This is a genomic window from Streptomyces sp. NBC_00009 (assembly GCF_045040855.1).
GTDB lineage: Bacteria > Actinomycetota > Actinomycetes > Streptomycetales > Streptomycetaceae > Streptomyces > Streptomyces aureus.
In genome coordinates, this window is the sequence record NZ_CP108312.1 from 2,030,301 (window position 1) to 2,054,344 (window position 24,044).

15 protein-coding genes and 1 rRNA gene are annotated in these 24,044 nt (G+C 68.9%); 6 read left to right on the forward strand and 10 right to left on the reverse strand.

Features of this window, described 5'->3' with window-relative positions:
• Positions 1-305: 305 nt before the first annotated feature.
• The 4 genes from OHA58_RS08995 to thyX all read right to left on the reverse strand — a co-directional run bounded on the left by OHA58_RS08995 (position 306) and on the right by thyX (position 6,031).
• Positions 306-1,833 (reverse strand): 16S ribosomal RNA (locus OHA58_RS08995).
• 528 nt (positions 1,834-2,361) lie between these two features.
• Complete coding sequence (locus OHA58_RS09000; RefSeq protein ID WP_405478072.1) at positions 2,362-4,047, reverse strand: ribonuclease J; 1,686 nt, start codon at positions 4,045-4,047, stop codon at positions 2,362-2,364.
• Positions 4,048-4,182: 135 nt separating this feature from the next.
• On the reverse strand, positions 4,183-5,082 hold the full coding sequence (gene dapA / locus OHA58_RS09005) for a 4-hydroxy-tetrahydrodipicolinate synthase (RefSeq protein ID WP_405478074.1): 900 nt from the start codon (positions 5,080-5,082) through the stop codon (positions 4,183-4,185).
• A 208-nt stretch (positions 5,083-5,290) separates the two neighbouring features.
• Positions 5,291-6,031: an FAD-dependent thymidylate synthase gene (thyX, locus tag OHA58_RS09010; protein ID WP_100595173.1), complete on the reverse strand. Its 741-nt coding sequence runs from the start codon at positions 6,029-6,031 to the stop codon at positions 5,291-5,293.
• A gap of 255 nt (positions 6,032-6,286) precedes the next feature.
• Here thyX and OHA58_RS09015 point away from each other — a divergent pair, with 255 nt between their 5' ends.
• Complete coding sequence (locus tag OHA58_RS09015; protein ID WP_405478077.1) at positions 6,287-6,550, forward strand: hypothetical protein; 264 nt, start codon at positions 6,287-6,289, stop codon at positions 6,548-6,550.
• Positions 6,551-6,655: 105 nt separating this feature from the next.
• The gene (locus OHA58_RS09020) at positions 6,656-7,216 is read left to right on the forward strand and encodes a PH domain-containing protein (RefSeq protein ID WP_405478079.1); all 561 of its coding nucleotides are present in this window, start codon (positions 6,656-6,658) and stop codon (positions 7,214-7,216) included.
• Positions 7,217-7,310: 94 nt separating this feature from the next.
• Here the strand turns inward: OHA58_RS09020 and OHA58_RS09025 are convergent, their stop codons facing one another.
• The 6 genes from OHA58_RS09025 to eccD form a co-directional block, all read right to left on the reverse strand.
• A complete protein-coding gene (locus OHA58_RS09025; RefSeq protein ID WP_405478081.1) occupies positions 7,311-7,763 on the reverse strand; it encodes a hypothetical protein in 453 nt (150 codons plus the stop codon).
• Between the two features lie 8 nt (positions 7,764-7,771).
• Entirely contained in the window at positions 7,772-8,527 is a 756-nt protein-coding gene (dapB, locus tag OHA58_RS09030) for a 4-hydroxy-tetrahydrodipicolinate reductase (RefSeq protein ID WP_405478082.1), read from the reverse strand.
• A 36-nt stretch (positions 8,528-8,563) separates the two neighbouring features.
• Entirely contained in the window at positions 8,564-9,943 is a 1,380-nt protein-coding gene (locus OHA58_RS09035) for a M16 family metallopeptidase (RefSeq protein ID WP_405478084.1), read from the reverse strand.
• On the reverse strand, positions 9,940-12,156 hold the full coding sequence (locus tag OHA58_RS09040; RefSeq protein WP_100595167.1) for a polyribonucleotide nucleotidyltransferase: 2,217 nt from the start codon (positions 12,154-12,156) through the stop codon (positions 9,940-9,942). The genes OHA58_RS09035 and OHA58_RS09040 overlap by 4 nt, the downstream gene beginning before the upstream one ends.
• A gap of 377 nt (positions 12,157-12,533) precedes the next feature.
• Positions 12,534-12,821, reverse strand: a complete 288-nt coding sequence (gene rpsO, locus OHA58_RS09045) for a 30S ribosomal protein S15 (protein WP_116509164.1) — start codon at positions 12,819-12,821, stop codon at positions 12,534-12,536.
• A 192-nt stretch (positions 12,822-13,013) separates the two neighbouring features.
• Positions 13,014-14,528, reverse strand: a complete 1,515-nt coding sequence (gene eccD, locus OHA58_RS09050; protein ID WP_405478086.1) for a type VII secretion integral membrane protein EccD — start codon at positions 14,526-14,528, stop codon at positions 13,014-13,016.
• Between the two features lie 315 nt (positions 14,529-14,843).
• Here eccD and eccCa point away from each other — a divergent pair, with 315 nt between their 5' ends.
• The 4 genes from eccCa to OHA58_RS09070 all read left to right on the forward strand — a co-directional run bounded on the left by eccCa (position 14,844) and on the right by OHA58_RS09070 (position 23,991).
• A complete protein-coding gene (gene eccCa, locus OHA58_RS09055) occupies positions 14,844-18,815 on the forward strand; it encodes a type VII secretion protein EccCa (RefSeq protein WP_405478088.1) in 3,972 nt (1,323 codons plus the stop codon).
• Positions 18,812-19,681 carry a serine/threonine protein kinase gene (locus OHA58_RS09060; RefSeq protein WP_405478090.1) on the forward strand — a complete coding sequence of 290 codons (870 nt, stop codon included), beginning with the start codon at positions 18,812-18,814 and terminating at the stop codon, positions 19,679-19,681. The genes eccCa and OHA58_RS09060 overlap by 4 nt, the downstream gene beginning before the upstream one ends.
• Positions 19,682-19,691: 10 nt before the next feature.
• Positions 19,692-21,836 carry a protein kinase domain-containing protein gene (locus tag OHA58_RS09065; protein ID WP_405478092.1) on the forward strand — a complete coding sequence of 715 codons (2,145 nt, stop codon included), beginning with the start codon at positions 19,692-19,694 and terminating at the stop codon, positions 21,834-21,836.
• A gap of 61 nt (positions 21,837-21,897) precedes the next feature.
• Positions 21,898-23,991 (forward strand): protein kinase domain-containing protein, encoded by a 2,094-nt coding sequence (locus OHA58_RS09070; protein WP_405478094.1) that lies wholly within the window; start codon positions 21,898-21,900, stop codon positions 23,989-23,991.
• Positions 23,992-24,044: the final 53 nt, after the last annotated feature.

Consider the following 24,044-nt stretch of genomic DNA (forward strand, 5'->3'; position numbering starts at 1 on the left):
CCACTGTGCAGTTCTCAAACAACGACCAACCACCCATCACCCCGAACCAACAGATCCGAGTGCACTGGGGTCGGCACTGAAGGCGACCGTTTCGGCCGTACCTTCAGACACCCAACAGCGTGCCCGACCCGGTTCCGCCCGGAGATCATGCTTTCCACGCCCCGAAGAGCAGTACTCACAGCCTCCGACCCGTAAACCCGGTCGAATAGTCAACGTTCCACCCTTGAGCAACCACCGTCGAACATTTGCCGACGAAATGGCTCTTGGACCACCAGACAATGTCTGGCAGTCAAAGTGCTCCTTAGAAAGGAGGTGATCCAGCCGCACCTTCCGGTACGGCTACCTTGTTACGACTTCGTCCCAATCGCCAGTCCCACCTTCGACAGCTCCCTCCCCACAAGGGGGTTGGGCCACCGGCTTCGGGTGTTACCGACTTTCGTGACGTGACGGGCGGTGTGTACAAGGCCCGGGAACGTATTCACCGCAGCAATGCTGATCTGCGATTACTAGCAACTCCGACTTCATGGGGTCGAGTTGCAGACCCCAATCCGAACTGAGACAGGCTTTTTGAGATTCGCTCCGCCTCGCGGCATCGCAGCTCATTGTACCTGCCATTGTAGCACGTGTGCAGCCCAAGACATAAGGGGCATGATGACTTGACGTCGTCCCCACCTTCCTCCGAGTTGACCCCGGCAGTCTCCTGTGAGTCCCCATCACCCCGAAGGGCATGCTGGCAACACAGAACAAGGGTTGCGCTCGTTGCGGGACTTAACCCAACATCTCACGACACGAGCTGACGACAGCCATGCACCACCTGTATACCGACCACAAGGGGGGCACCATCTCTGATGCTTTCCGGTATATGTCAAGCCTTGGTAAGGTTCTTCGCGTTGCGTCGAATTAAGCCACATGCTCCGCTGCTTGTGCGGGCCCCCGTCAATTCCTTTGAGTTTTAGCCTTGCGGCCGTACTCCCCAGGCGGGGAACTTAATGCGTTAGCTGCGGCACCGACGACGTGGAATGTCGCCAACACCTAGTTCCCACCGTTTACGGCGTGGACTACCAGGGTATCTAATCCTGTTCGCTCCCCACGCTTTCGCTCCTCAGCGTCAGTAATGGCCCAGAGATCCGCCTTCGCCACCGGTGTTCCTCCTGATATCTGCGCATTTCACCGCTACACCAGGAATTCCGATCTCCCCTACCACACTCTAGCCTGCCCGTATCGACTGCAGACCCGGGGTTAAGCCCCGGGCTTTCACAACCGACGTGACAAGCCGCCTACGAGCTCTTTACGCCCAATAATTCCGGACAACGCTTGCGCCCTACGTATTACCGCGGCTGCTGGCACGTAGTTAGCCGGCGCTTCTTCTGCAGGTACCGTCACTTTCGCTTCTTCCCTGCTGAAAGAGGTTTACAACCCGAAGGCCGTCATCCCTCACGCGGCGTCGCTGCATCAGGCTTTCGCCCATTGTGCAATATTCCCCACTGCTGCCTCCCGTAGGAGTCTGGGCCGTGTCTCAGTCCCAGTGTGGCCGGTCGCCCTCTCAGGCCGGCTACCCGTCGTCGCCTTGGTGAGCTTCTACCTCACCAACAAGCTGATAGGCCGCGGGCTCATCCTGCACCGCCGGAGCTTTCAACCCCCTCCCATGCGAGAGAGGGTGTTATCCGGTATTAGACCCCGTTTCCAGGGCTTGTCCCAGAGTGCAGGGCAGATTGCCCACGTGTTACTCACCCGTTCGCCACTAATCCACCCCGAAGGGCTTCATCGTTCGACTTGCATGTGTTAAGCACGCCGCCAGCGTTCGTCCTGAGCCAGGATCAAACTCTCCGTGAATGTTTCCGGGTAATCCCGGTGAACACCACGAGAGCGGAACCGTCGGGAGGAATAATCCCCACGATTCACTGCGTCCTCGCTAGTGCGCCTCACCCCGGTGTGGGAGTGAGGACTTTTTCAAAGGAACCTCCAACCCACCAAAGGTGGGCCGGGGTTGTCAATCTGGCGTTGACTTTTGGCACGCTGTTGAGTTCTCAAGGAACGGACGCTTCCTTTGTACTCACCCGAGAGACTCTCTCAGGCTTTCCTCCGGGCAGTTTCCCTTCGGTCTTGCGTTTCCGACTCTATCAGACTCTTTCGTGTCCGATTTCCTCGGTGCCTTTCAGGTTTCCGCTCCGGCCTTTCGGCTTTTCGCGTTTCCCTTTCCGGCGGTTCCGACTTTATCAGAGATTCTGAGTCGAAATTTCCGGCCCACTCGGGGAGGTTGAATCGGGCACGTGAGTGCGCCGGTTTCCCCTCGGGCGGAGCCGTAAACCTACTGGAGCGGGGCGCCTCGATGCAAATCGAGGCGCCCCGCTCCTCAGGTGCTCAGACCTCCACGACGACCGGGAGGATCATCGGGCGCCGGCGGTAGGTGTCGGAGACCCACTTGCCCAGCGTGCGGCGGATGAGCTGCTGCAGCTGGTGGGGTTCGACGACACCGTCCTGGGCCGACTTGTCCAGGACTTCCTGGATCCGCGGCATGACGGCGCTGAACGCCGAATCGTCGATGCCGGAGCCGCGCGCCTGGATGGTCGGGCCGCTGGTGATCTTGCCGGTGCTGGAGTCCACCACCACGAAGACCGAGATGATGCCCTCGTCGCCGAGGATCTTGCGGTCCTTGAGCGCGGGTTCGCCGACGTCGCCGACCGAGAGGCCGTCCACGTAGACGTAACCGGCCTGGACCTTGCCGACGATCTTGGCCTTGCCCTCGACGAGGTCGACGACGACGCCGTCCTCGGCGATCACGATGCGGTCGTGCGGGACGCCGGTGAGGGCGCCGAGCTCGGCGTTGGCGCGCAGGTGGCGCCATTCGCCGTGGACCGGCATCAGGTTCTTCGGCTTGCAGATGTTGTAGAAGTACAGCAGCTCGCCGGCCGAGGCGTGGCCCGAGACGTGGACCTTGGCATTGCCCTTGTGGACGACGTTCGCGCCCCAGCGGGTCAGGCCGTTGATGACGCGGTAGACCGCGTTCTCGTTGCCCGGGATCAGGGACGACGCCAGGATCACCGTGTCGCCGGAGACGATCCGGATCTGGTGGTCGCGGTTGGCCATGCGGGACAGCGCGGCCATCGGCTCGCCCTGCGAGCCGGTGCAGACGAGGACGATCTCGTTGTCCGGGAGGTCGTCCAGCGTCTTGACGTCCACGACCAGGCCCGGCGGGACCTTCAGGTAGCCGAGATCACGGGCAATGCCCATGTTGCGCACCATCGAGCGGCCGACGAAGGCGACCCGGCGGCCGTACTCGTGGGCGGCGTCCAGGATCTGCTGGATGCGGTGCACGTGGCTGGCGAAGGAGGCGACGATGATGCGCTTCTGCGCGCCCGCGAAGACGCCGCGGATCACGTTCGAGATGTCGCGCTCGGGCGGGACGAAGCCCGGGACCTCGGCGTTCGTCGAGTCGGTGAGGAGAAGGTCGATGCCTTCCTCGCCGAGCTTGGCGAACGTGGGGAGGTCGGTGAGGCGGCGGTCCAGCGGGAGCTGGTCCATCTTGAAGTCGCCCGTGTGGACCACCATGCCGGCCGGCGTGCGGATGGCTACCGCGAGCGCGTCCGGGATCGAGTGGTTGACCGCCACGAACTGGCAGTCGAAGGGGCCCAGACGTTCGCGGTCGCCCTCGGCGACCTCCAGCGTGTATGGGCGGATGCGGTGCTCCTGGAGCTTCGCCTCGATGAGGGCGAGCGTCAGCTTGGAGCCGATCAGCGGGATGTCCGGCTTCTCGCGCAGGAGGTACGGGACGCCGCCGATGTGGTCCTCGTGGCCGTGCGTGAGCACGATGCCGTCGATGTCGTCGAGGCGGTCCCTGACGGACGTGAAGTCCGGCAGGATCAGGTCGATGCCGGGCTGCTCCTCCTCGGGGAAGAGCACGCCGCAGTCGACGATGAGCAGGCGGCCGTCGTACTCGAAGACCGTCATGTTGCGGCCGATCTCACCGAGGCCGCCGAGCGGGGTGACGCGCAGGCCGCCCTTCGGGAGCTTCGGCGGGGCGCCGAGTTCAGGATGCGGATGACTCAAAAGACTCTCCTCACCACGCGCGCCACGTACCTGTAAGGCACGTGGCGCGCGTGACGTTCGTGCAGTAGCAGTTGTCTTGTGTGGGTGCAGGAGCTGTGTCCTGCGGTCGTGCGTATTCAGTTGTGAAGTCTGTGTTTAGAGCTGTACCCCGCCGGCGGCGAGATCGATCTTGAGCTGGGCGGTCTCGTCGGGCGTCAGCTCCACGAGGGGCAGGCGCAGCGGTCCGGCGGGCTGGCCCTGGAGGGCGAGTGCCGCCTTGGTCGTGATGACGCCCTGTGTGCGGAACATGCCGGTGAAGACCGGGAGCAGCTTCTGGTGGATCTCGGTGGCCTTCTGCACGTCGCCGCTGACGAACGCGTCGAGCATGGCGCGCAGGTCGGGGGTGACGACGTGGCCGACGACGGAGACGAAGCCGACCGCGCCCACGGAGAGCAGCGGCAGGTTGAGCATGTCGTCGCCGGAGTACCAGGCGAGGCCGGAGCGGGCGATGGCCCAGCTGGCGCGGCCGAGGTCGCCCTTGGCGTCCTTGTTGGCGACGATGCGCGGGTGCTCGGCGAGGCGGACGATCGTCTCGGTGTTGATGGGTACGCCGCTGCGGCCCGGGATGTCGTACAGCATCACCGGCAGTTCGGTGGCGTCGGCGATTGCGGTGAAGTGCCGCAGGAGGCCTTCCTGCGGGGGCTTGTTGTAGTACGGCGTCACCGTGAGCAGGCCGTGCGCTCCGGCCTTTTCGGCGGCGCGGGCGAGCTCGATGCTGTGGTGGGTGTCGTTCGTACCGACGCCGGCGATGACGTGGGCGCGGTCGCCGACCGCCTGTCGCACGGCTCGTACGAGATCCGATTTCTCCGCGTCGCTGGTGGTCGGGGACTCGCCGGTGGTGCCGTTGACGACGAGTCCGTCGTTGCCTGCGTCCACCAGATGGGCGGCGAGTCGCTGCGCGCCGTCGAGGTCAAGTGCGCCGTCCGCCGTGAACGGCGTGACCATAGCGGTGAGGACCCGCCCGAAGGGGGTCTGCGGAGTGGAGGTCGGAGCCATGGGTAATACGCTACTCGCTGCTCAGCGCGCGGTCCCCCCTCGGGGGATGCCAGGGGGTGTGGCGGGGATGGATCCCGGCACTGCCTGCTCGGGGGTTCAAGCAGTGCCGGGTCCGTTTGATCAGGCTAGATGAACTTTCCGAAATGCCGCAATACGGACACTTCACACGGCTGAACCGTACATCTGTGCCGTGTCCACGCTTCTACGGCTACGGAGCGACGCGGCCGTTCCCGTTGAACGCGGCGTAGGTGAGCGGCATGAGCTTGGCCCACTCCGCCTCCATCTTCTCGCCGACCATCTCGATCTCCCGCTGCGGGAAGGACGGGACCTTGGCCAGCTCGTGCTGGGTGCGCAGGCCGAGGAAGTGCATCAGGGAGCGCGCGTTACACGTCGCGTACATCGAGGAGAAAAGGCCGACCGGGAGGACCGAACGGGCCACCTCGCGGGCGACGCCCGCGGCGAGCATCTCCTGGTACGCCTCGTACGCCTGGCGGTACGAGTCCTCCATCACGCGCCCGGTGAGCTCCTGCTGGCCCTGCGTGCCCTCGACGAACTGGTACTTGCCGGGGCGGCCCTGCTGCACCAGCTTGCGGGAGGCCTCCGGGACGTAGAAGACCGGCTGGAGCTCCCTGTAGCGGCCCGACTCCTCGTTGTACGACCAGCCCGCGCGGTGACGCATGAACTCGCGGAACACGAAGATCGGGGCGTTGATGAAGAACGTCATCGAGTTGTGCTCGAAGGGGCTGCCGTGACGGTCCCGCATCAGGAAGTTGATCAGGCCCTTGGAGCGCTCCGGGTCCTTGGTCAGCTCGTCGAGGGACTGCTCTCCCGCGGTGGAGACGCGGGCGGCGAACAGCACGTCGGTGTCGCTCGCGGTGTGCTTGACCAGCTCGACCGTCACGTCGCCGCGGAAGGTCGGCTTGAGGTCGTCAGCAGGGGTTTCGGTCACGGTTCGAGGGGTCCTTCCATCACTTCGCTCGGGCGGCGCCCACTCTACGGGCAGGCACTGACAACGGGGCATTCGGTCGTGCCTCGCGACATTCCGATCCGAACATCGCCGAACTTCTGTGAATTCGGCGAAACAGGGCACCTTTTCGTGCATCCGTGCGTCTGTATGGGTAACGGGCGGTTCGTTCGCCGCTCTCCGCGCTCTCAGCGCTTCGATGACCTGAACGTTCGATCTTGACGAGGAGAAGCAGCACCCATGTTCCGCCCCCAGCTACCGCCGGGAGGGGCCCCCAGCGAGCCAGTTCCGTTCGCCTTCATCGCCGAAGCCGACAAGTTCCGCAGTAACGTCACTCCACCCCCGCGCGAACGCGCGTCGGCCGGCCAGATCGCCGGTCGCTCGCTCGTCGGCCTCACCGTCGTCGCCGGGCTCGTGGGCGCCCTGCTCCTGGGGATGCCCGCCCTGTCGTCCGGTCAGGCACCGGCGCACACGCAGCAGTCCGAAGCGTCCGACAGCCGCTGACGGCCTGCCCCCCGTCCGGCCCCCCAGGGGTGGAAGGCGGGCGCACGCCTAGGTAGCCTCACCGGGCACAGCCCGAATACAGCGTGGATTGAGTGAGGACCAGTCGTGCCCCTGCCCTTCCTGACGGCCGACCGCGCTTTTGACGAGGTGGCCGACGACGTCGCGCTGCCTTTCGACGATCGCGACCAATGGCGGCGTCCCTACCGGCCGGGGCCGTGGCGCGTGGGATTCGCCGCGCTGCTCCTGCTGCTCGCCTCGTACGTCATGTTCGCCGCGGTGATCGTCGCCTTCACGGGTGGTCTCGGCAGCGGCGCGGTGTGCGGCGTCATCGCCCTGCTCATCATCGGGGCGGCCCTGCGCCTGCTGCGGGTGGGTACGTGGGTGAGCGCGCACGGCCTGCGCCGTGTGGCCTTCTTCCAGACCCAGACGGTCCCGTGGGCCCAGGTCGTGACGGTCCGTACCGTCCAGCAGCCGGTCCGCTGGCTCGGACTCCCCCGCACGGTGCAGGGGCAGGCGCTGCTCCTCGTACGGCGGGACAAGGCCGATGAGAGGTCCGCCCTGGTGACCAGTCATGGTGCGGACTTCCTCGCGCGGACCGAGGCCTTCGACCGGGCGTCGGACACCATCGAGGTGTGGGCCGAGGAGTACCGGCCGCACCAGGCCTGAACCAGGCATACGTGAAGGGCCGCACCGGAACACCGGCGCGGCCCTTCACGCGTACCGGTGCGGCCCTTCACGCGTACCCAGGACGCACACGTCCTCAGGCGCTGACCGTCCTGCCCTCCTGGAGGGCGATGGCGCGCTGCATCGCCTTGCGGGCGCGCGGGGTGTCCCGGGCGTCGCGGTAGGCCACGGCGAGGCGGAACCAGCAGCGCCAGTCCCCCGGTGTGTCCTCGGTCTCCGCCTTGCGCCGGGCGAAGACCTCGTCGGCGGAGTCGCGGTCGATGCGGCCGTACTGGTCACGGCGCAGCTCGTCCACGGGCAGGCCGCCCTCGGCCTCCAGGAGCTCGGCGAGCCGGTTCGCCTTGCGGACGAACTGGGTGTTGGCCCAGAGGAACCAGAGGCCGATCACCGGCAGGATCAGTACGGCCACGCCGAACGTGACGGTGAGCAGGGTGCCCTGCTCGATGAGGAGCAGGCCGCGGCTGCCGACCAGGACGAAGTAGAAGACCAGGACGAGGGCGGTGACGAGGTAGGTGAGCTTTGCGCGCATGAGGTCCGTCAGACGTTCAGGTCGAGGAAGTGTTCCAGGCCGAAGGTGAGGCCGGGAGTGGTCACGACGCGGCGGGCGCCGAGCAGGATGCCCGGCATGAAGCTGCTGTGGTGCAGCGAGTCGTGGCGGATGGTCAGCGTCTCGCCCTCGCCGCCCAGGAGGACCTCCTGGTGGGCGAGGAGGCCGCGCATGCGCACGGAGTGGACCGGGACGCCGTCGACGTCCGCGCCGCGGGCGCCGTCGAGAGCGGTGGCCGTGGCGTCCGGCTGCGGGGCGCTGCCGGCCTTCTCGCGGGCCGCCGCGATGAGCTGCGCCGTACGGGCGGCCGTGCCGCTGGGCGCGTCCACCTTCTTCGGGTGGTGCAGCTCGATGACCTCGACGGACTCGAAGTACGGCGCCGCCGCTTCGGCGAACTTCATGGTGAGGACGGCCCCGATGGAGAAGTTCGGGGCGATGAGCACACCGGTCCGCGGGGAGTCCGCGAGCCAGCTGGTGAGCTCGGCGAGGCGGTCGTCGGTCCAGCCGGTGGTGCCGACGACGGCGTGGATGCCGTGGCGTACGCAGAAGTCGAGGTTGTCCATCACCGAGTCGGGCGTGGTCAGTTCGACCGCGACCTGGGCGCCGGACTCCACGAGGGTCTCCAGCTTGTCGCCCCGGCCGAGGGCCGCGACCAGTTCCATGTCGTCGGCGGCCTCGACGGCCCGTACGGCCTCGGAGCCGATGCGGCCCCCGGCGCCGAGGACCGCCACGCGCAGCTTGCTCATCTTCTTCGTTCCTTACGCGAGTTGCGAACGGGTGGGCTATGCCACCGCTTCGTGCAGGCGCGCCGCCTGCTTGTCCTTGAGCGGGCCGATGACCGACAGCGAGGGGCGCTGTCCCAGGATGTCGCGGGCCACCGCGCGCACCTCGTCGGGGGTGACCGAGGCGATCTCCTCCAGCATGTCGCTGACGGACATCTGCTCGCCCCAGCAGAGCTCGCTCTTGCCGATGCGGTTCATGAGCGCGCCGGTGTCCTCGAGGCCGAGGACCGTGGAGCCGGAGAGCTGGCCGATGGCGCGGCCGATCTCGTCGTCGGACAGACCGTGCTCCGCGACGTGGGTGAGCTCGTCGCGGCAGATCTTGAGCACGTCGTGGACCTGGCTCGGCCGGCAGCCCGCGTAGACCCCGAAGAGGCCGCAGTCCGCGAAGCCCGAGGTGTACGAGTACACGCTGTAGGCGAGGCCGCGCTTCTCCCTGACCTCCTGGAAGAGGCGGGACGACATGCCGCCGCCCAGGGCGGTGTTGAGTACGCCCATGGCCCAGCGGCGCTCGTCGGTGCGGGCGAGACCCGGCATGCCGAGGATGACGTGGGCCTGCTCGGTCTTGCGGCCGAGGAGTTCCATGCGGCCGGCCGCGCGCACGGGCTTGCGGCCGTCGCGCGGGGCCATGGGGACGGCGTCGGTGCGGGTGAGGGCGCCGGCCTTCTCGAAGGCGGCACGCACCTGGCGTACGACCTTGTTGTGGTCGACGTTGCCCGCAGCCGCGACGACGAGGTGCGTCGGGTCGTAGTGCTTCTTGTAGAAGCGGGCGATCTGGTCGCGGCTCAGCGCGTTGATCGTGTCGACCGTGCCGAGGACCGGGCGGCCGAGCGGGGTGTCGCCGAGCATGGTGTGCGTGAACAGGTCGTGCACGCAGTCGCCCGGGTCGTCCTCCGTCATGGCGATCTCTTCGAGGATCACGCCGCGCTCGGCGTCGACGTCCGCCTCCTCGATGAGCGAGCCGGTCAGCATGTCGCAGACAACGTCGATCGCGAGGGGGAGATCGGTGTCGAGCACGCGCGCGTAGTAGCACGTGTACTCCTTCGCCGTGAAGGCGTTCATCTCGCCGCCGACCGCGTCGATCATGGACGAGATGTCGAGGGCGCTCCTGCGGGAGGTGCCCTTGAAGAGGAGGTGCTCGAGGTAATGCGTCGCGCCGTTCAGCGTGGGCGTCTCGTCGCGGGAGCCGACGTTCGCCCAGATCCCGAAGGTCGCGGACCGTACGGAGGGCAGCGTCTCGGTGACGATCCGCAGGCCGCCGGGGAGGGTGGTCCTACGGACCGTACCGATGCCGTTCTCGCCCTTGATCAGGGTTTGGGTACGGGCGACGGCCCGCGCCTCCGAGGAGGTGCGGGCCGTCGCCTTGGAGCTACGGGACGTCACTTGTCGGTGTCGTCCTTCGTCTCGTCGCCCTCTTCGCCCTCGACGACGGGGATGAGGGAGAGCTTGCCGCGGGAGTCGATCTCGGCGATCTCGACCTGGACCTTGGCGCCCACGCCGAGAACGTCCTCGACGTTCTCCACGCGCTTGCCGCCGGCCAGCTTGCGGATCTGCGAGATGTGCAGCAGGCCGTCCTTGCCCGGGAGCAGGGACACGAACGCACCGAAGGTCGTCGTCTTCACGACGGTGCCCAGGTAGCGCTCGCCGACCTCCGGCATGGTCGGGTTGGCGATCGAGTTGATCGTGGCGCGCGCGGCCTCGGCCTGCGAGCCCTGCTGGGCACCGATGTAGATGGTGCCGTCGTCCTCGATCGTGATGTCGGCGCCGGTGTCCTCCTGGATCTGGTTGATCATCTTGCCCTTCGGGCCGATGACCTCACCGATCTTGTCCACGGGGATCTTGACCGTGATGATCCGCGGGGCGTTCGGGGACATCTCGTCCGGCGTGTCGATCGCTTCCATCATCACGTCGAGGATGTGGAGGCGGGCGTCGCGGGCCTGCTTGAGGGCCGCGGCCAGGACGGAGGCCGGGATGCCGTCCAGCTTGGTGTCGAGCTGGAGAGCGGTGACGAAGTCCTTGGTGCCGGCGACCTTGAAGTCCATGTCACCGAAGGCGTCCTCCGCACCGAGGATGTCGGTGAGGGCGACGTAGTGCGTCTCGCCCTTGATCTCCTGGGAGATCAGGCCCATGGCGATACCGGCGACGGGGGCCTTCAGCGGCACACCGGCGTTCAGCAGCGACATGGTGGAGGCGCAGACCGAGCCCATGGACGTCGAGCCGTTGGAACCGAGGGCCTCGGAGACCTGACGGATCGCGTACGGGAACTCCTCGCGCGTCGGCAGGACCGGCACGATGGCGCGCTCGGCGAGCGCGCCGTGGCCGATCTCGCGGCGCTTCGGGGCGCCGACGCGGCCCGTCTCGCCGACCGAGTAGGGCGGGAAGTTGTAGTTGTGCATGTAGCGCTTGCGGGTCACCGGGGAAAGGGTGTCCAGCTGCTGCTCCATACGGAGCATGTTGAGGGTGGTGACGCCCAGGATCTGGGTCTCGCCACGCTCGAAGAGCGCCGAGCCGTGCACGCGCGGGATGGCCTCGACCTCGGCGGCGAGCGTACGGATGTCCGTGACGCCACGGCCGTCGATGCGGACCTTGTCCTTGATGACGCGCTCGCGGACCAGGGACTTCGTCAGCGCGCGGTACGCCGCCGAGATCTCCTTCTCGCGGCCCTCGAACTTCGGGAGCAGCTTCTCGGCGGCCAGACCCTTGACGCGGTCCAGCTCGGCCTCGCGGTCCTGCTTGCCGGCGATGGTGAGCGCCTGGGCGAGCTCGGTCTTGACGGCGGCCGTGAGGGCCTCGAGCACGTCGTCCTCGAAGTCGAGGAAGATCGGGAACTCGCCGGTCGGCTTGGCGGCCTTGGCGGCCAGCTCCGACTGGGCCTTGCAGAGGACCTTGATGAACGGCTTCGCGGCCTCGAGACCGGCGGCGACGACCTCTTCGGTCGGCGCCTGGGCGCCGCCCTTGACGAGCTCGATGGTCTTCTCGGTGGCCTCGGCCTCGACCATCATGATCGCGACGTCGCCGTCCTCGAGGACGCGACCGGCGACGACCATGTCGAAGACGGCGTCCTCGAGCTCGGTGTGCGTCGGGAACGCGACCCACTGGCCCTTGATCAGCGCGACACGGGTGCCGCCGACCGGGCCGGAGAAGGGCAGGCCGGCCAGCTGCGTGGAGCAGGAGGCGGCGTTGATGGCGACCACGTCGTACAGGTGGTCGGGGTTGAGCGCCATGACCGTCTCGACGACCTGGATCTCGTTGCGAAGGCCCTTCTTGAAGGACGGACGCAGCGGGCGGTCGATGAGGCGGCAGGTCAGGACCGCGTCCTCGGAGGGACGGCCCTCACGGCGGAAGAAGGAGCCGGGGATCTTGCCGGCCGAGTACATCCGCTCCTCGACGTCCACCGTGAGGGGGAAGAAGTCGAGCTGGTCCTTGGGCTTCTTGGAAGCGCTCGTGGCCGACAGCACCATGGTGTCGTCGTCCAGGTACGCCACGGCGGAGCCGGCGGCCTGACGGGCCAGACGGCCCGTCTCGAAGCGGATGGTGCGGGTGCCGAAAGTGCCGTTGTCAATGACGGCCTCGGCGTAGTGGGTCTCGTTCTCCACTAGCGTTTTCTCCGTTACTTTTCGTCTTTTGTCCCGTTCCGCCCGTGTGGCGGAGGGACGGGGCCGGAGAAGCGCGCCTTGTGTGCGGGCCGGTCTTCGATCGAAGCACCCGGGGTGGACGGGATCCGTCTCCCGGGGGCCACTACCGAGGACCGGCGGCGGCGAGGGTGCGCTTCTCCTCGTGCGGTGATGCGTCGCGGTGATGCGGTGCAACTGGGTGCGGTGCATCGAAGCGGTGCATGCATGTGGTGATGCGTGCGTGGTGCGTGCGGTGGTGCTTTTGTCGTGCGTCCAGACTACAAAGCGTCTGTGACACTTCGCATGTACAGCAAAGGGAGCGGCCCCCTGTCGGTGGGAACCGCTCCCTTCACGGCGTCTTAGCGGGCGCCGGCCGCACCGCGGCGGATGCCGAGGCGCTCGACCAGCGTACGGAAGCGCTGGATGTCCTTCTTGGCCAGGTACTGCAGAAGGCGGCGACGCTGGCCGACCAGGATCAGCAGACCACGACGGGAGTGGTGGTCGTGCTTGTGCGTCTTGAGGTGCTCGGTCAGGTCCGAGATCCGGCGGGACAGCATGGCGACCTGGACCTCGGGGGAGCCGGTGTCGCCCTCCTTCTGGCCGAACTCGGTGATGATCTGCTTCTTCGTAGCGGCGTCGAGCGACACGCGTACTCCTCGTAGTCTTTTCGTGGCCACCGAGTGCCCCTGGTCCACATCTCAGGGGAGCTTCCGTAACTCGGGAGGCGAGGTCCGCTGGGCGCAGTCTTCAGATTCCGGGGAAACCGGAGACCTGAGGGCGCGTACACAAACGGCCGTCACACAGCGTACCAGCCGCTCCGTGTGCACCCGACCGTCCGGTCAGCCGGTCATCGCGCGGGCCTGTGCGTACACGTCGAAGACGGCGAGCGTCAGCGGGACCAGTGTGAGCAGGACGAACGTCTCCGCGATCTCCATGAAGCGTCCCCAGAAGGGGCTGACTCCGCGGCGGGGCGTGATCAGGCCGATCGACGTGATCAGCGCCGTGGCCGTCGCGATCACCGCGACGAGCCAGACCGTGCGGATGTTGAGGGCCGTGGGGTCGTTCTTCATGAAGAAGTCGGTCAGGTAGTCCACGGGCGGGTGGAGAGAGAGGCCGAGGCCGAGCAGGACGAGAGCGGCGAGGCCGGCGGCTAGGAGGGGGCCGACCTGCGCGGTGTAACGGAAGAGCTGCGCGCGCATCAGCATCGCGACGCCGGTGGCGAAGGCGAGGAGCTGGCCCCATACGTCGTTCGAGAAGCCGAGGACGGCCGCGGCGCCGACGGACACCAGGGCGCAGCCGCCGACCAGGCCGACGAGCAGCTCGTGGCCGCGGCGGGCCTGGGCCGCGATGCGGTCGGCTTCGACGGGCTCCTGGTTCGCGGGGTCGCTGCCGTACTCGCCGCGGGCCATGCTCGGCGGTTCGAAGCCGATGGGGAGGCGGGCGAAGCGCATGGAGAGGCCCGGCAGGAAGGCGAGGGCCCCTACGGAGAGCGGCGCGCACAGGCCGGCGGTCTCCACGGCCGTCAGGTCCGTGAGGGTGGCGATGAACGTCGTGAGCACCCCGCCGGCCGACGCGAAAACGAAGGCCACGAAGGGACCGTCGCCGCCCGGCGAGACCAGGGTGAGGACCACGGAGGCGAGCAGTACGGCCGTGCAGGCCAGCAGGAACTGGAGCCGTCCGATCCCCTGGTGGTCGGCGAGGGGCAGCAGACCGGAGCCCGCCACCGCCACGTTCGGCAGGGCGCCGAGTCCCAGGGCGACGGCCGAGCCGCGGTCGTCGTAGACCCTGGCGCGCACGCAGGCGAGGACGACGAGGAGGAGGCCGGCCACCGCGGCGAGGACGCCCTGGAGGCTGTTCATGTCGTGGTGCGGCTCGGCCGTCCACGTGACGAAGGCCAGGAGGGCGGGCAGGACGCCGCCGCCGATGAGTCCGGCGCCGCGGGTCAGGTCGCCGTTCCACAGGGTGCGGTCGCGGGTGACGGCCGAGGCGACCGCTTCGGAGACGTCGTCGAAGACGGCCGGCGGCAGCGACTCGGAGAACGGGCGCAGGGTGAGCAGCTCGCCGTCGAGGATGCGCTGCGCGGCGAAGGACCGGGCGCTGTCGAGGACGGTGCCGTCGCGGCGTACGAGGTGGTAGCCGACCGGCGCGCCCTCGGCGGGGCTCTGCTGGGAGAGCCGCAGGATCTCCGGGTTGAGGTCGGCGACCGGGACGTCGTCGGGCAGTGCGACATCGATCCGGCTGTCGGGCGCGACGATGGTGACGCGGCAGAAGCCGAGGCCCGTGCCGGCCCCCGAAGGGGCTCCGGTGCCCGCTCCGCCGGTCGCGCCGGCCGTCGCGGAAGCGGAAGCCGTCATGCTCACCTGCTGTTCCCCCTCGGTTGGTGTGTCCGGTGATGCAGCCGGATGTGGAGGTGTTGTGTACGTCGCTCGCACGCGTCCCCGCCGCCTGTCAACGAGGCTTCCAGGACCGGCGTTCGCGGCCGCGCTCGCTCCCGACCGCGTGAAATGCCCTGTTTCCCCGGGCGGATCCGCGGTGCTCGACTGCACCTCCGGCACCCTACCGCCCACCGTTGTCAGTGACCGTCAGTAGGATCGCAAATCACGATCGACGTCCGCCTGACACGGGGCGGCGGACGGAACGCCTCGGTCCGGCAAGGGAATTGGTGCGAAGTGAGTCACATCGTCGTGAAGCGCCCGCCTCGGGCGCTGCCGTCCGAAGTGCCCACGGAAGAGGTGATCCTGCAGCCTCCGCCCGAGCTGCCGCGTGGGCAGCAGGAAGGCGCGATGATGCAGCTCCTGCCGATGCTCGGCATGGGCGGATCCGTCGTGTTCTTCTTCAATCCCAGCGCGCAGCCGTTCATGAAGATCATGGGCATGGTGATGATCGCGTCGACGCTGGGCATGGGCATCGCGATGCTGGTGCGCTACCGGCGCGGCTCGCAGGGCCAGATGTCGGACATGCGCCGCGACTATCTGCGTTATCTGTCGCAAACCCGGCGCGATGCCACGAAGACCGCGAGGAAGCAGCGCGACGCGCAGTACTACCTGCACCCCTCCCCCGAGCAGCTGTGGGCACTCGTCGCCGAGGGCAGCCGCGTCTGGGAGCGGCGCACGGGCGACGAGGACTTCGGGCAGGTGCGCGTCGGCCTCGGCCCGCAGGGGCTCGCCACTCCGCTGGTGCCCCCGCAGACCGCGCCCGTGGACGAGTTGGAGCCGCTGACGGCGGGCGCCATGCAGCGCTTCCTCGCCGCGCACGGCACGCTCGAGGACCTGCCGATGGCGGTCTCGCTGCGGGCCTTCTACCACGTGACGGTCAGCGGTGAGCCGCAGACGGTGCGCGGCACGGCCCGCGCCGTCGTCGCCTCGCTCGCGTCGCTGCACTCCCCCGAGGACCTGGTGATCGCCGTGGCGACGGGCCGGGAGGCCGCGCCGCAGTGGGAGTGGGCCAAGTGGCTGCCGCACAGCCAGGCCGCGGGCCAGACGGACGGCGCCGGCAGCCGCCGTCTGATCACCACCGACCCGATGGAGCTGGAGGCGATGCTGACCACGCGCCTCCAGGGCCGTCCGCGCTTCCACCCTGGTGGGGCGCCCGTCCCCGAGCAGCCGCACCTCGTCGTCGTGCTCGACGGCGTGTCCCTGCCGCCGGTGTCGATGCTGGCCAGCCCCGAGGGTCTGCAGGGTGTGTCCGTCGTCGAGGTCGTGCCCGGCGAGCTGACGACGGGTCGCGGCGACCTCTCGATCGTCGTGCAACCCCGCTCCCTGACGCTGGAGTCGGCGCACGGCGTGGTCTACGAGGGCACGCCCGACCTGCTCTCCTACGAGGCCGCGGACGCGCTGGCGCGGCAGTTGGCGCCGCTGCGCATGGCCTCGGGCGGCGACGACGACGAACCACTGCTGGCGAACCTGGACTTCACGGATCTGCTGAGCCTCGGCGACGCCGCCTCCGTGGACACCAAGCGCACCTGGCGCCCGCGCTCCCAGGCGGAGCGGCTGCGCGTGCCGATCGGCGTCGGCGAGGACGGCCGGCCCGTCATGCTCGACCTCAAGGAAGCGGCTCAGGAGGGCATGGGCCCGCACGGCCTGTGCGTCGGTGCGACGGGTTCCGGAAAGTCGGAGCTCCTGCGCACCCTCGTCCTCGGCCTCGCGGTCACGCACTCCTCCGAGACACTGAACTTCGTACTCGCCGACTTCAAGGGCGGTGCGACGTTCGCGGGCATGGCCCAGATGCCGCACGTCGCGGCCGTCATCACGAACCTCGCGGACGACCTGACGCTCGTCGACCGCATGGGTGACTCCATCCGCGGTGAGCTCAACCGCCGCCAGGAGATGCTCCGTGACGCGGGCAACTACGCGAACATCCACGACTACGAGAAGGCGCGCGCGGCCGGCGCCCCGCTCCAGCCGATCCCGTCGCTCGTCCTGGTGATCGACGAGTTCAGCGAGCTGTTGACGGCCAAGCCCGACTTCATCGAGATGTTCGTGCAGATCGGCCGCATCGGCCGTTCGCTGGGTGTGCATCTGCTTCTCGCCTCGCAGCGCCTCGAAGAGGGCCGGCTGCGCGGCCTGGAGACCTACCTCTCGTACCGGATCGGTCTGCGGACGTTCTCCGCCGCCGAGTCGCGCGCGGCGCTCGGCGTCCCCGACGCGTACGAGCTGCCGAACGTGCCGGGTTCCGGCTTCCTGAAGTACGGCACGGACGAGATGCTCCGCTTCAAGGCGGCGTACGTGTCCGGGACCTACCGCTCCGGTTCCGCGCAGACGGCGGTGGCGGGCGGGCCGCTTCCGATGGACCGGCGGCCGGTGCTGTTCACGGCGGCCGAGGTGCCGGTGCAGTACGTGGCCGTGCCCCAGCAGCGGCCCGAGGCCGCGACCACGACCGACGACGCCCTGTCGGACACCGTGCTGGACGTGATCGTGCGCAGGCTCGAGGCGCAGGGTCCGGCGGCCCACCAGGTGTGGCTGCCGCCCCTGGACAGCCCGCCGTCGCTCGACAGCCTCCTTCCCGGCCTCGCTGCCGTACAGGGCCGCGGGCTCACACAGCCGGGCTACGAGGGCGCGGGACGGCTCATCGTCCCGGCCGGCCTCGTCGACAAGCCGTACGAGCAGCGGCGCGACCCGCTGTGGTGCGACTTCTCCGGTGCGGCCGGCCATATGCAGATCCTGGGCGGCCCGCAGTCCGGTAAGTCGACGCTGCTGCGTTCGCTCATCGCGTCGTTCGCCCTGACGCACACCCCGTACGAAGTGCAGTTCTACGGGCTCGACTTCGGTGGTGGCGGTCTGTCGGCCGTCGCCGGGCTGCCGCATGTCGGCGGGGTGGCCTCGCGCCTCGACCCCGAGAAGGTGCGGCGCACGGTCGCCGAGGTCTACGGCGTGATGATGCGCCGCGAGGAGTACTTCCGCTCCTCAGGCATCGCCTCGATCGGCGACTTCCGCGCACGCAGGGCGCGCGGCGACATCTCGGTCACCGACCAGCCGTGGGGTGACGTGTTCCTCGTCGTCGACGGCTGGGGCAACTTCCGTACGGACTACGAGGGTCTGGAGCCGGCGATCCTGGACATCGCCGCCCGCGGCCTGGGCTACGGCATCCACCTGGTGCTCACGGCCTCGCGGTCCATGGAGGTCAGGGCGAACATGAAGGACCACCTCATGAACCGCCTCGAGCTGCGGCTCGGCGACACGATGGACTCCGAGTTCGACCGCAAGGTCGCGGCGAACGTGCCGACGGGCGTGCCCGGCCGCGGCCAGTCGCCGCAGAAGCAGCACTTCATGGCGGCGGTCCCGCGGATCGACGGCCTGTCGTCGGACACGGACCTGGCCGAGGCCACGGCAGCGCTGACCGCCGAGGTGACCCGCCACTGGACGGCGCCAGGCGCCCCCGAAGTGCGGCTGCTCCCCCGCGAGTTCGCGGCGGACCGGCTGCCCCCGGGGAACGTGTTCCCGGACCGCGGCGTGTCCTTCGCGCTCGACGAGGACAACCTGGAGCCGGTGTTCCTCGACTTCGAGCAGGACCCGTTCTTCCTCATCTTCGGAGAGAGCGAGTCCGGCAAGTCGAACCTGCTGCGCCTGCTCATCAAGCGCCTCACCGAGCGCTACGACGGCGACTCCTGCAAGCTCTTCGTCGTCGACAACCGTCGCGCCCTGCTGGACGTGACCCCGCGCTCGCACCTGGCGGAGTACATCCCCATGTCGAACTCCATGGGGCACCACATGGACGCGCTCGCCGACCTGATGCAGCGGCGTACGCCGACGGCCGAGGTGACGGCGCAGCAGCTGCGGGACCGCAGCTGGTGGCGCGGTCCGAACGTCTTCGTGATCATCGACGACTACGACCTGGTGTCCACGTCGAGCGGCAACCCGCTCTCGGGCCTGACCGAACTGCTCCCGTTCGCGCGGGACGTCGGCGTCCGGTTCATCATCGCCCGCTCCTCGGCGGGCGGCGGCCGGGCCGCGTACGAGCCGTTCATCCAGCGGATGAAGGAGCTCGGCGCCCAGGGCCTCGTCCTCGCGGGCGACCCCGGCGAGGGCGACCTCATGGGCGGCGTGCGGCCACGGCCGATGCCGGCGGGGCGTGGCGTGTTCGTGTCGCGCAAGCGGGGGAAGCCGTTGGTCCAGACGGGGTGGATGGGCGAGGAGCACGTGTGAGCCAAACTCCGGCGACCGTAGGGCCGTACCGGGTCATCGCCCCCTTTCAGGCGACCCTCGGTCAACTGCCCGTGGCGGAAAGCCGGTTCCTCGCACGGTCGGGCGACGGCGAGCGCACCGTCCTCGTCTGCGTGCCCCTTCCCGACTCGGATCGCGGGAGGTGGGCGGTGGAGGCGGCGACCGCCGCAAGTCTTTCGGTGCCGGGGTTCCTCCCCGTCATCGAGGCGGACACGACCGCGGAACTCCCTTGGTACGCAACGCCATACGTCCCTCTGCTCACCCTGCCCGAGGCGCTGGCCGCTCACGGAGGTCCTCTCCCGGAGCGCACCGTCCTGGCCTTGGGTTCGTCGTTGGCGGCAGGCCTGGCGGCAGCACACGCGAAGGGTGTGGTGCACGCCGGGCTGTCCCCGTCGGCGGTGTTCCTCTCAACCGAAGGGCCACGCATCGGCAGTTTCGGCGCGGTGCGCGCCGCCGGACCCGACGGCGAGGCGCGCGGTGACATCCCGTGGCTGACAGCCGGTTGCGTCGCGCCCGAGCAGGCCGCAGGCGGACGCCCCCGGCCGCTCGGTGACGTCCATGCGCTCGGCGCGGTGATCGCCTTTGCGGCAACGGGACACACCGCCCCGGAGCGCGACGAGCTGCCCGCTTCTCTGCGCGCCACCGTCGCCGCCTGTCTCTCGCGCGACCCGGCACGACGTCCGCAGGCCGCCGAGTTGATGCACCGGTTGACGCCCACGGCTGTGGCATCGCAGGCCACCGTCCTCGACACCACCGCGGCTCTCCCCCTCCCTGCCGGCATCATCGCCGCGCTGGCCCGCCAGTCGGCCTCGGTGCTCGCCGCGGATCCCCCTCTCGCTCCGAGGTGACCGGCCCCCGATGCTCTCCCCTCTGACACACGACGACCCCGCCGAGATCGGCGCATACCGCCTCGTCGCGCGGCTCGGCAGCGGCGGCATGGGCACCGTCTATCTCGCCCGTACGGCGTCGGGCCGTACCGCCGCGCTCAAGACCATGCACGCCCGGATCGCTGCCGATCCGGAGTCCCGTACCCGCTTCCGGCTCGAGATCGACGCGGCGCGGGTGATCGGGGGACAGTACGGAGCCCAGGTCTTCGACGCGGACGCCATGGCCGCCACCCCTTGGCTCGCCACGGAGTACGTGCTCGGACCGCCGCTGGGCGAGGCCGTCACCACGAGCGGTCCGCTGCCACAGGCAGCGGTACGCGCGCTGGGTGCGGCGTTGTGCGAGGCACTCGCCCAGCTGCACAGTTCGGATGTCGTGCACCGCGATCTCAAGCCGTCCAACATCATGGTCACTGCCGACGGTCCGCGACTCATCGACTTCGGTATCGCTCGCGCCATCGGCGACGACCGGCTCACCAGACCGGGCGCGGCGGCCGGCACACCGGCCTTCATGTCTCCCGAGCAGGCGACCGGTGTCGAACACATGGCCGCGGGCGATGTCTTCGCCCTTGCGGGCGTGCTGGTGTTCGCGGCCACAGGCCGTGCGCCCTTCGGTTCGGGTCAGGCGGCGGACCTGCTGTACCGGGTGCGCTACGCGGAGGCGGATCTGGCGGGAGTGCCGTCGGCCCTGGCGTCGGTACTCGCGATGTGCTTGAGCAAGGACCCGGACCGGCGTCCGTCCACCGCCGAACTGCGGGAACAACTTGCCGGGCCCCAGGGCGAGTTCGCCTCCCATCTGCCGGACCCGCTGCTCCTCGAGATCGGCCGCAGGGCGACGGAGGTCTGGCGAACCACTACCCACCGGCTGCCCAGTCCTGCTTCCTCAGGGCACGCGTACGACACCACAGTCCACTCCGGGCGTTCCGTCCACCCCTCGCGCCGGAAGCTACTCATCGGCGGAGGTTCCTTGCTGGCACTGTCCGCCGCCGGCGCGGGCGCCTGGGCATGGGCCCGTTCCGGCCCTGACAGGGCAGCCCCCGCGGCCCTCTGGCGTACGGCCTTCCAGGCACCCACCGCACCGCGGCACACCCCGCCCATGGTGGTGGGTGACACCATCGTGGTGGACAGCGCGGTGGGAGTGCGCGGCTTCCGCGCCGACACAGGCGACGACGCCTGGAACACCACCGACACGTCGGGCCCTTGGCGCGCCGCCACGGACGGCGAGCGGCTGTACGCCCTCGCCCCTGTCGATTCACACCCGTACGGATTCACTGTCTCGGCGATCAACCCGCGCGACGGCTCCACCCAGGGCTCCGCCATCCTCCTCGACCGCTGGGCAGGAGGGCTGAAGAACGAGCAACTCCTCGCCGTGGGCAACGGGCAGGCCTTCGCCGTCGCCGGAGTCAAGACAGCCCCGGACAGGGGCAGTCAGGCAACCACGAACCCCAAGTCATGGAGCCTGATCGCCATCGATCTCGCGACCAGCAAGGACATCTGGGACGAGACGCTCGCACACCTCCCTGCGTCGGAACGGCGCTTCAGCGCCGCCCGTGCCGCGGGTGACCGACTCGTCGTGACCAGCGACGCCGGGTCCGGTCCCGCCGTCACGGTGTACGACGCGGTGACAGGCGCGACCGCGTGGACGCGCAGGGCCGACAAGGCCGAACTGCACCGCGGACGCAGCGAGTTGGCCACGGACGACAAGCGAGTCTTCTGGGGTGGGGAGATACTTCGCGCACAGCTCCTCACCAACGGCCGAACCCTGTGGACGTACCGCGGCCGCGCGGCGTTCGGCGCCCCGGTCGTACAGGACGGTGTGGTGTACGCCGTCGAGGCCGACGCAACACGTCCGCTCGTCGCCGTCGACGCGGCCACCGGAAAGCTGCTGTGGCGGGAGAAGGACTCGAACGCCTCTGCGGGCAGCCTCGATGTTGCCCCGGTCGTGGGCAAGAAGTGCGTCTACAAGCATTCCGGTACGGGAATCTGCGCAGTGGATCTCAGCAGCCGCACCCCGGCGTGGACCGTGCGCGCGAAGGCAACCTCACTCACCGCCCAGCGCGCGAAGGCACGGCTCTTCGCTGTGGCGGACCGCTCCCTCGTCGCCCTGCCACTGGAATAGCGCAAGCTCAGCCCGCGACGGCCCACCGCGCAGACCACAGAAGGCAGACCACAGAAGAAGGATGGCGCAGTTCATGACCCCGCTCGGCTTCGGCGACCCGCTCCGGCTCGGTCCCTACCGTCTCCTCGGAGTGCTCGGCGAAGGCGGGATGGGCAAGGTGTACGTCGGCCAGGACTCCGTCGGTGCCGTGACCGCCGTCAAGGTCCTGCATCCTGAACTCGCCCATGACCCGAATCTGGCGCAGCGTTTCCTGCGCGAGGCCCAGACCGCGCGGTCCGTGGAGAGCGAGGGCGTCGCCAGGGTCCTGGCCGCGGAACTTGACGGCGGACGCCCTTGGATCGCTTCGGAGTTCCTGTCGGGCCCCACCCTGGAGCAGGCCGTCACCCAGCGCGGCCCGCTCGAAGAGCCGGCCCTGCGCGCACTGGCTCATTCGCTTGCCGGCACGCTGCGGGACATCCACGCGGCCGGGCTGATCCACCGCGACCTCAAGCCCGCCAACATCGTCCTCACCTCGACCGGCCCCCGTGTCATCGACTTCGGGATCGCCCGCCCCGAGCACGGGCTGACCCTGACCACGACCGGCCAGGTGCCTGCGACGCCCGGATACGGCGCCCCCGAGCAGGTCACCGGACAGCGCGTCAGCCCCGCGGCCGACGTCTTCTCGCTGGGGGCTGTGCTCGCTTACGCGGCCTCGGGCCGCAGGGCGTACGACGGCCCTCAAGTCGCCTCCCTGCAGTACGCGGTGGTGCACGGCGAGCCGGATCTCACAGCGGTACCCGGCCTCCTCCAGCCCCTCATCCGTCCCTGTCTGTCCAAGGACCCGGCCCTGCGGCCGTCGCCCGAGCAGATCGCCGCGGCCTTCGCCCCACCCCGGGGTGCGCAGCGCGTATGGAAGCACGGGGCTCTCGCTGCTGAGATCAAGGAACACGAGGCACAGACGAAGCAGTACACAACCGTCGTCGGAGTCCCCGCCCAGCGCCGCCCTTCCCGCCGCCGTTTCCTCGCCTCCCTCGCCACAGGCGGAGCCGTTCTGCTCGCGGGCGGCGGCGCGACGGCGTGGTGGCTACGCGGCGAGGATCTTCCCGAGGCCGGCGCCACACCGCCGCCCGCCGAGCTCCTCGCCTCCCCCGTCGAGGGCGGGTCCTCCAGCGACAAGGCGCCAAAGCCCCTGTGGGGACCGCTGCCCGTCGCCGCCGAGGACTCGCCGCCACCGATCGTCCTGCGCGATGTCGTCATCTTCGCGGCCAAGGGCGGGGGCCTGACCGCACGGAAGGTGACGGACGGCAAGGAGAAGTGGGTCCTCCCCGACATCGATGCGACGGCCCAGTACGCGGCGATGGCCAACGGCCGGTTCGCGGCCGCCGACAGCAAGGGCAACGTACACATCCACGATGCATCCACGAGCGAACGGCTGTGGAGCGCATCGGCGGGAGCGACCTGCGTACTCGCCGCCGACGCGACCACGGTGTACGTCGGCACCGCCGACGACACGATCCGGGCCGTAGCCACGGCGGACGGACACAAGGTCCGCTGGACCAAGCCGCTTGCGTACGCGGCGCCGGTCGACACCACAGCCCAAGCGGTGGCTGCAGAGGGGCACTTGGTGGTCGCGAGCCAGGACGGCAGCGTGACGGCCCTGCGGTCCGGCACGGGCAAGGAAGCCTGGCACCGGTCCGGCCAGACCAGCGACGGACGAGCGCTACGCCCCTTCGTCGACTCAGGGATCGTGTACCTGGGCGGAGCCTCCCTGAGTGCCCGCGGTCTTGTGGACGGGGAGGAGATATGGCGGGAGACCGGCACGTACGGACCTCCGGTCCTGGACGGCACAGACCTCCTGGCGATGACAGCACAGGACTGGGGCGCACCGCAGCCGCGCCTTATGAGCTATGACACCGCCACCGGTGACTACGACGACTCCTGGCTGGCAGTGCCAATGGGCGATGCCGCGCCTCTCGCCGCGCCCGTCTTCCAGGGCGCTTCACTGTGGCTGGCGGAGGGCGGCAACGCCAAGGGCGTCACCGCCTTCGACAGGAGCACAGGGCACCCCGCTTGGACGTACCGGCCCACTCGCGGCGGCACATGGCGCATGACGGCCACCGGGAATCGGGTCTTCCTGCTGAATGCTGGGGACGCCGTGGCCATGCCGGTCTTCTGACGGCCACCTGCCGCAGCGGACTTCCAAGTACGCTGAGTGGACAGCTTGTTCGT

Excerpts from the sequence above, each read along its gene's own strand:
- dapA (WP_405478074.1), bottom strand. The coding sequence starts at position 5,082 with ATGGCTCCGACCTCCACTCCGCAGACCCCCTTCGGGCGGGTCCTCACC.
- OHA58_RS09015 (WP_405478077.1), top strand. The coding sequence starts at position 6,287 with ATGTTCCGCCCCCAGCTACCGCCGGGAGGGGCCCCCAGCGAGCCAGTT.
- OHA58_RS09025 (WP_405478081.1), bottom strand. The coding sequence starts at position 7,763 with ATGCGCGCAAAGCTCACCTACCTCGTCACCGCCCTCGTCCTGGTCTTC.
- dapB (WP_405478082.1), bottom strand. The coding sequence starts at position 8,527 with ATGAGCAAGCTGCGCGTGGCGGTCCTCGGCGCCGGGGGCCGCATCGGC.
- eccD (WP_405478086.1), bottom strand. The coding sequence starts at position 14,528 with ATGACGGCTTCCGCTTCCGCGACGGCCGGCGCGACCGGCGGAGCGGGC.
- OHA58_RS09065 (WP_405478092.1), top strand. The coding sequence starts at position 19,692 with ATGCTCTCCCCTCTGACACACGACGACCCCGCCGAGATCGGCGCATAC.
- OHA58_RS09070 (WP_405478094.1), top strand. The coding sequence starts at position 21,898 with ATGGCGCAGTTCATGACCCCGCTCGGCTTCGGCGACCCGCTCCGGCTC.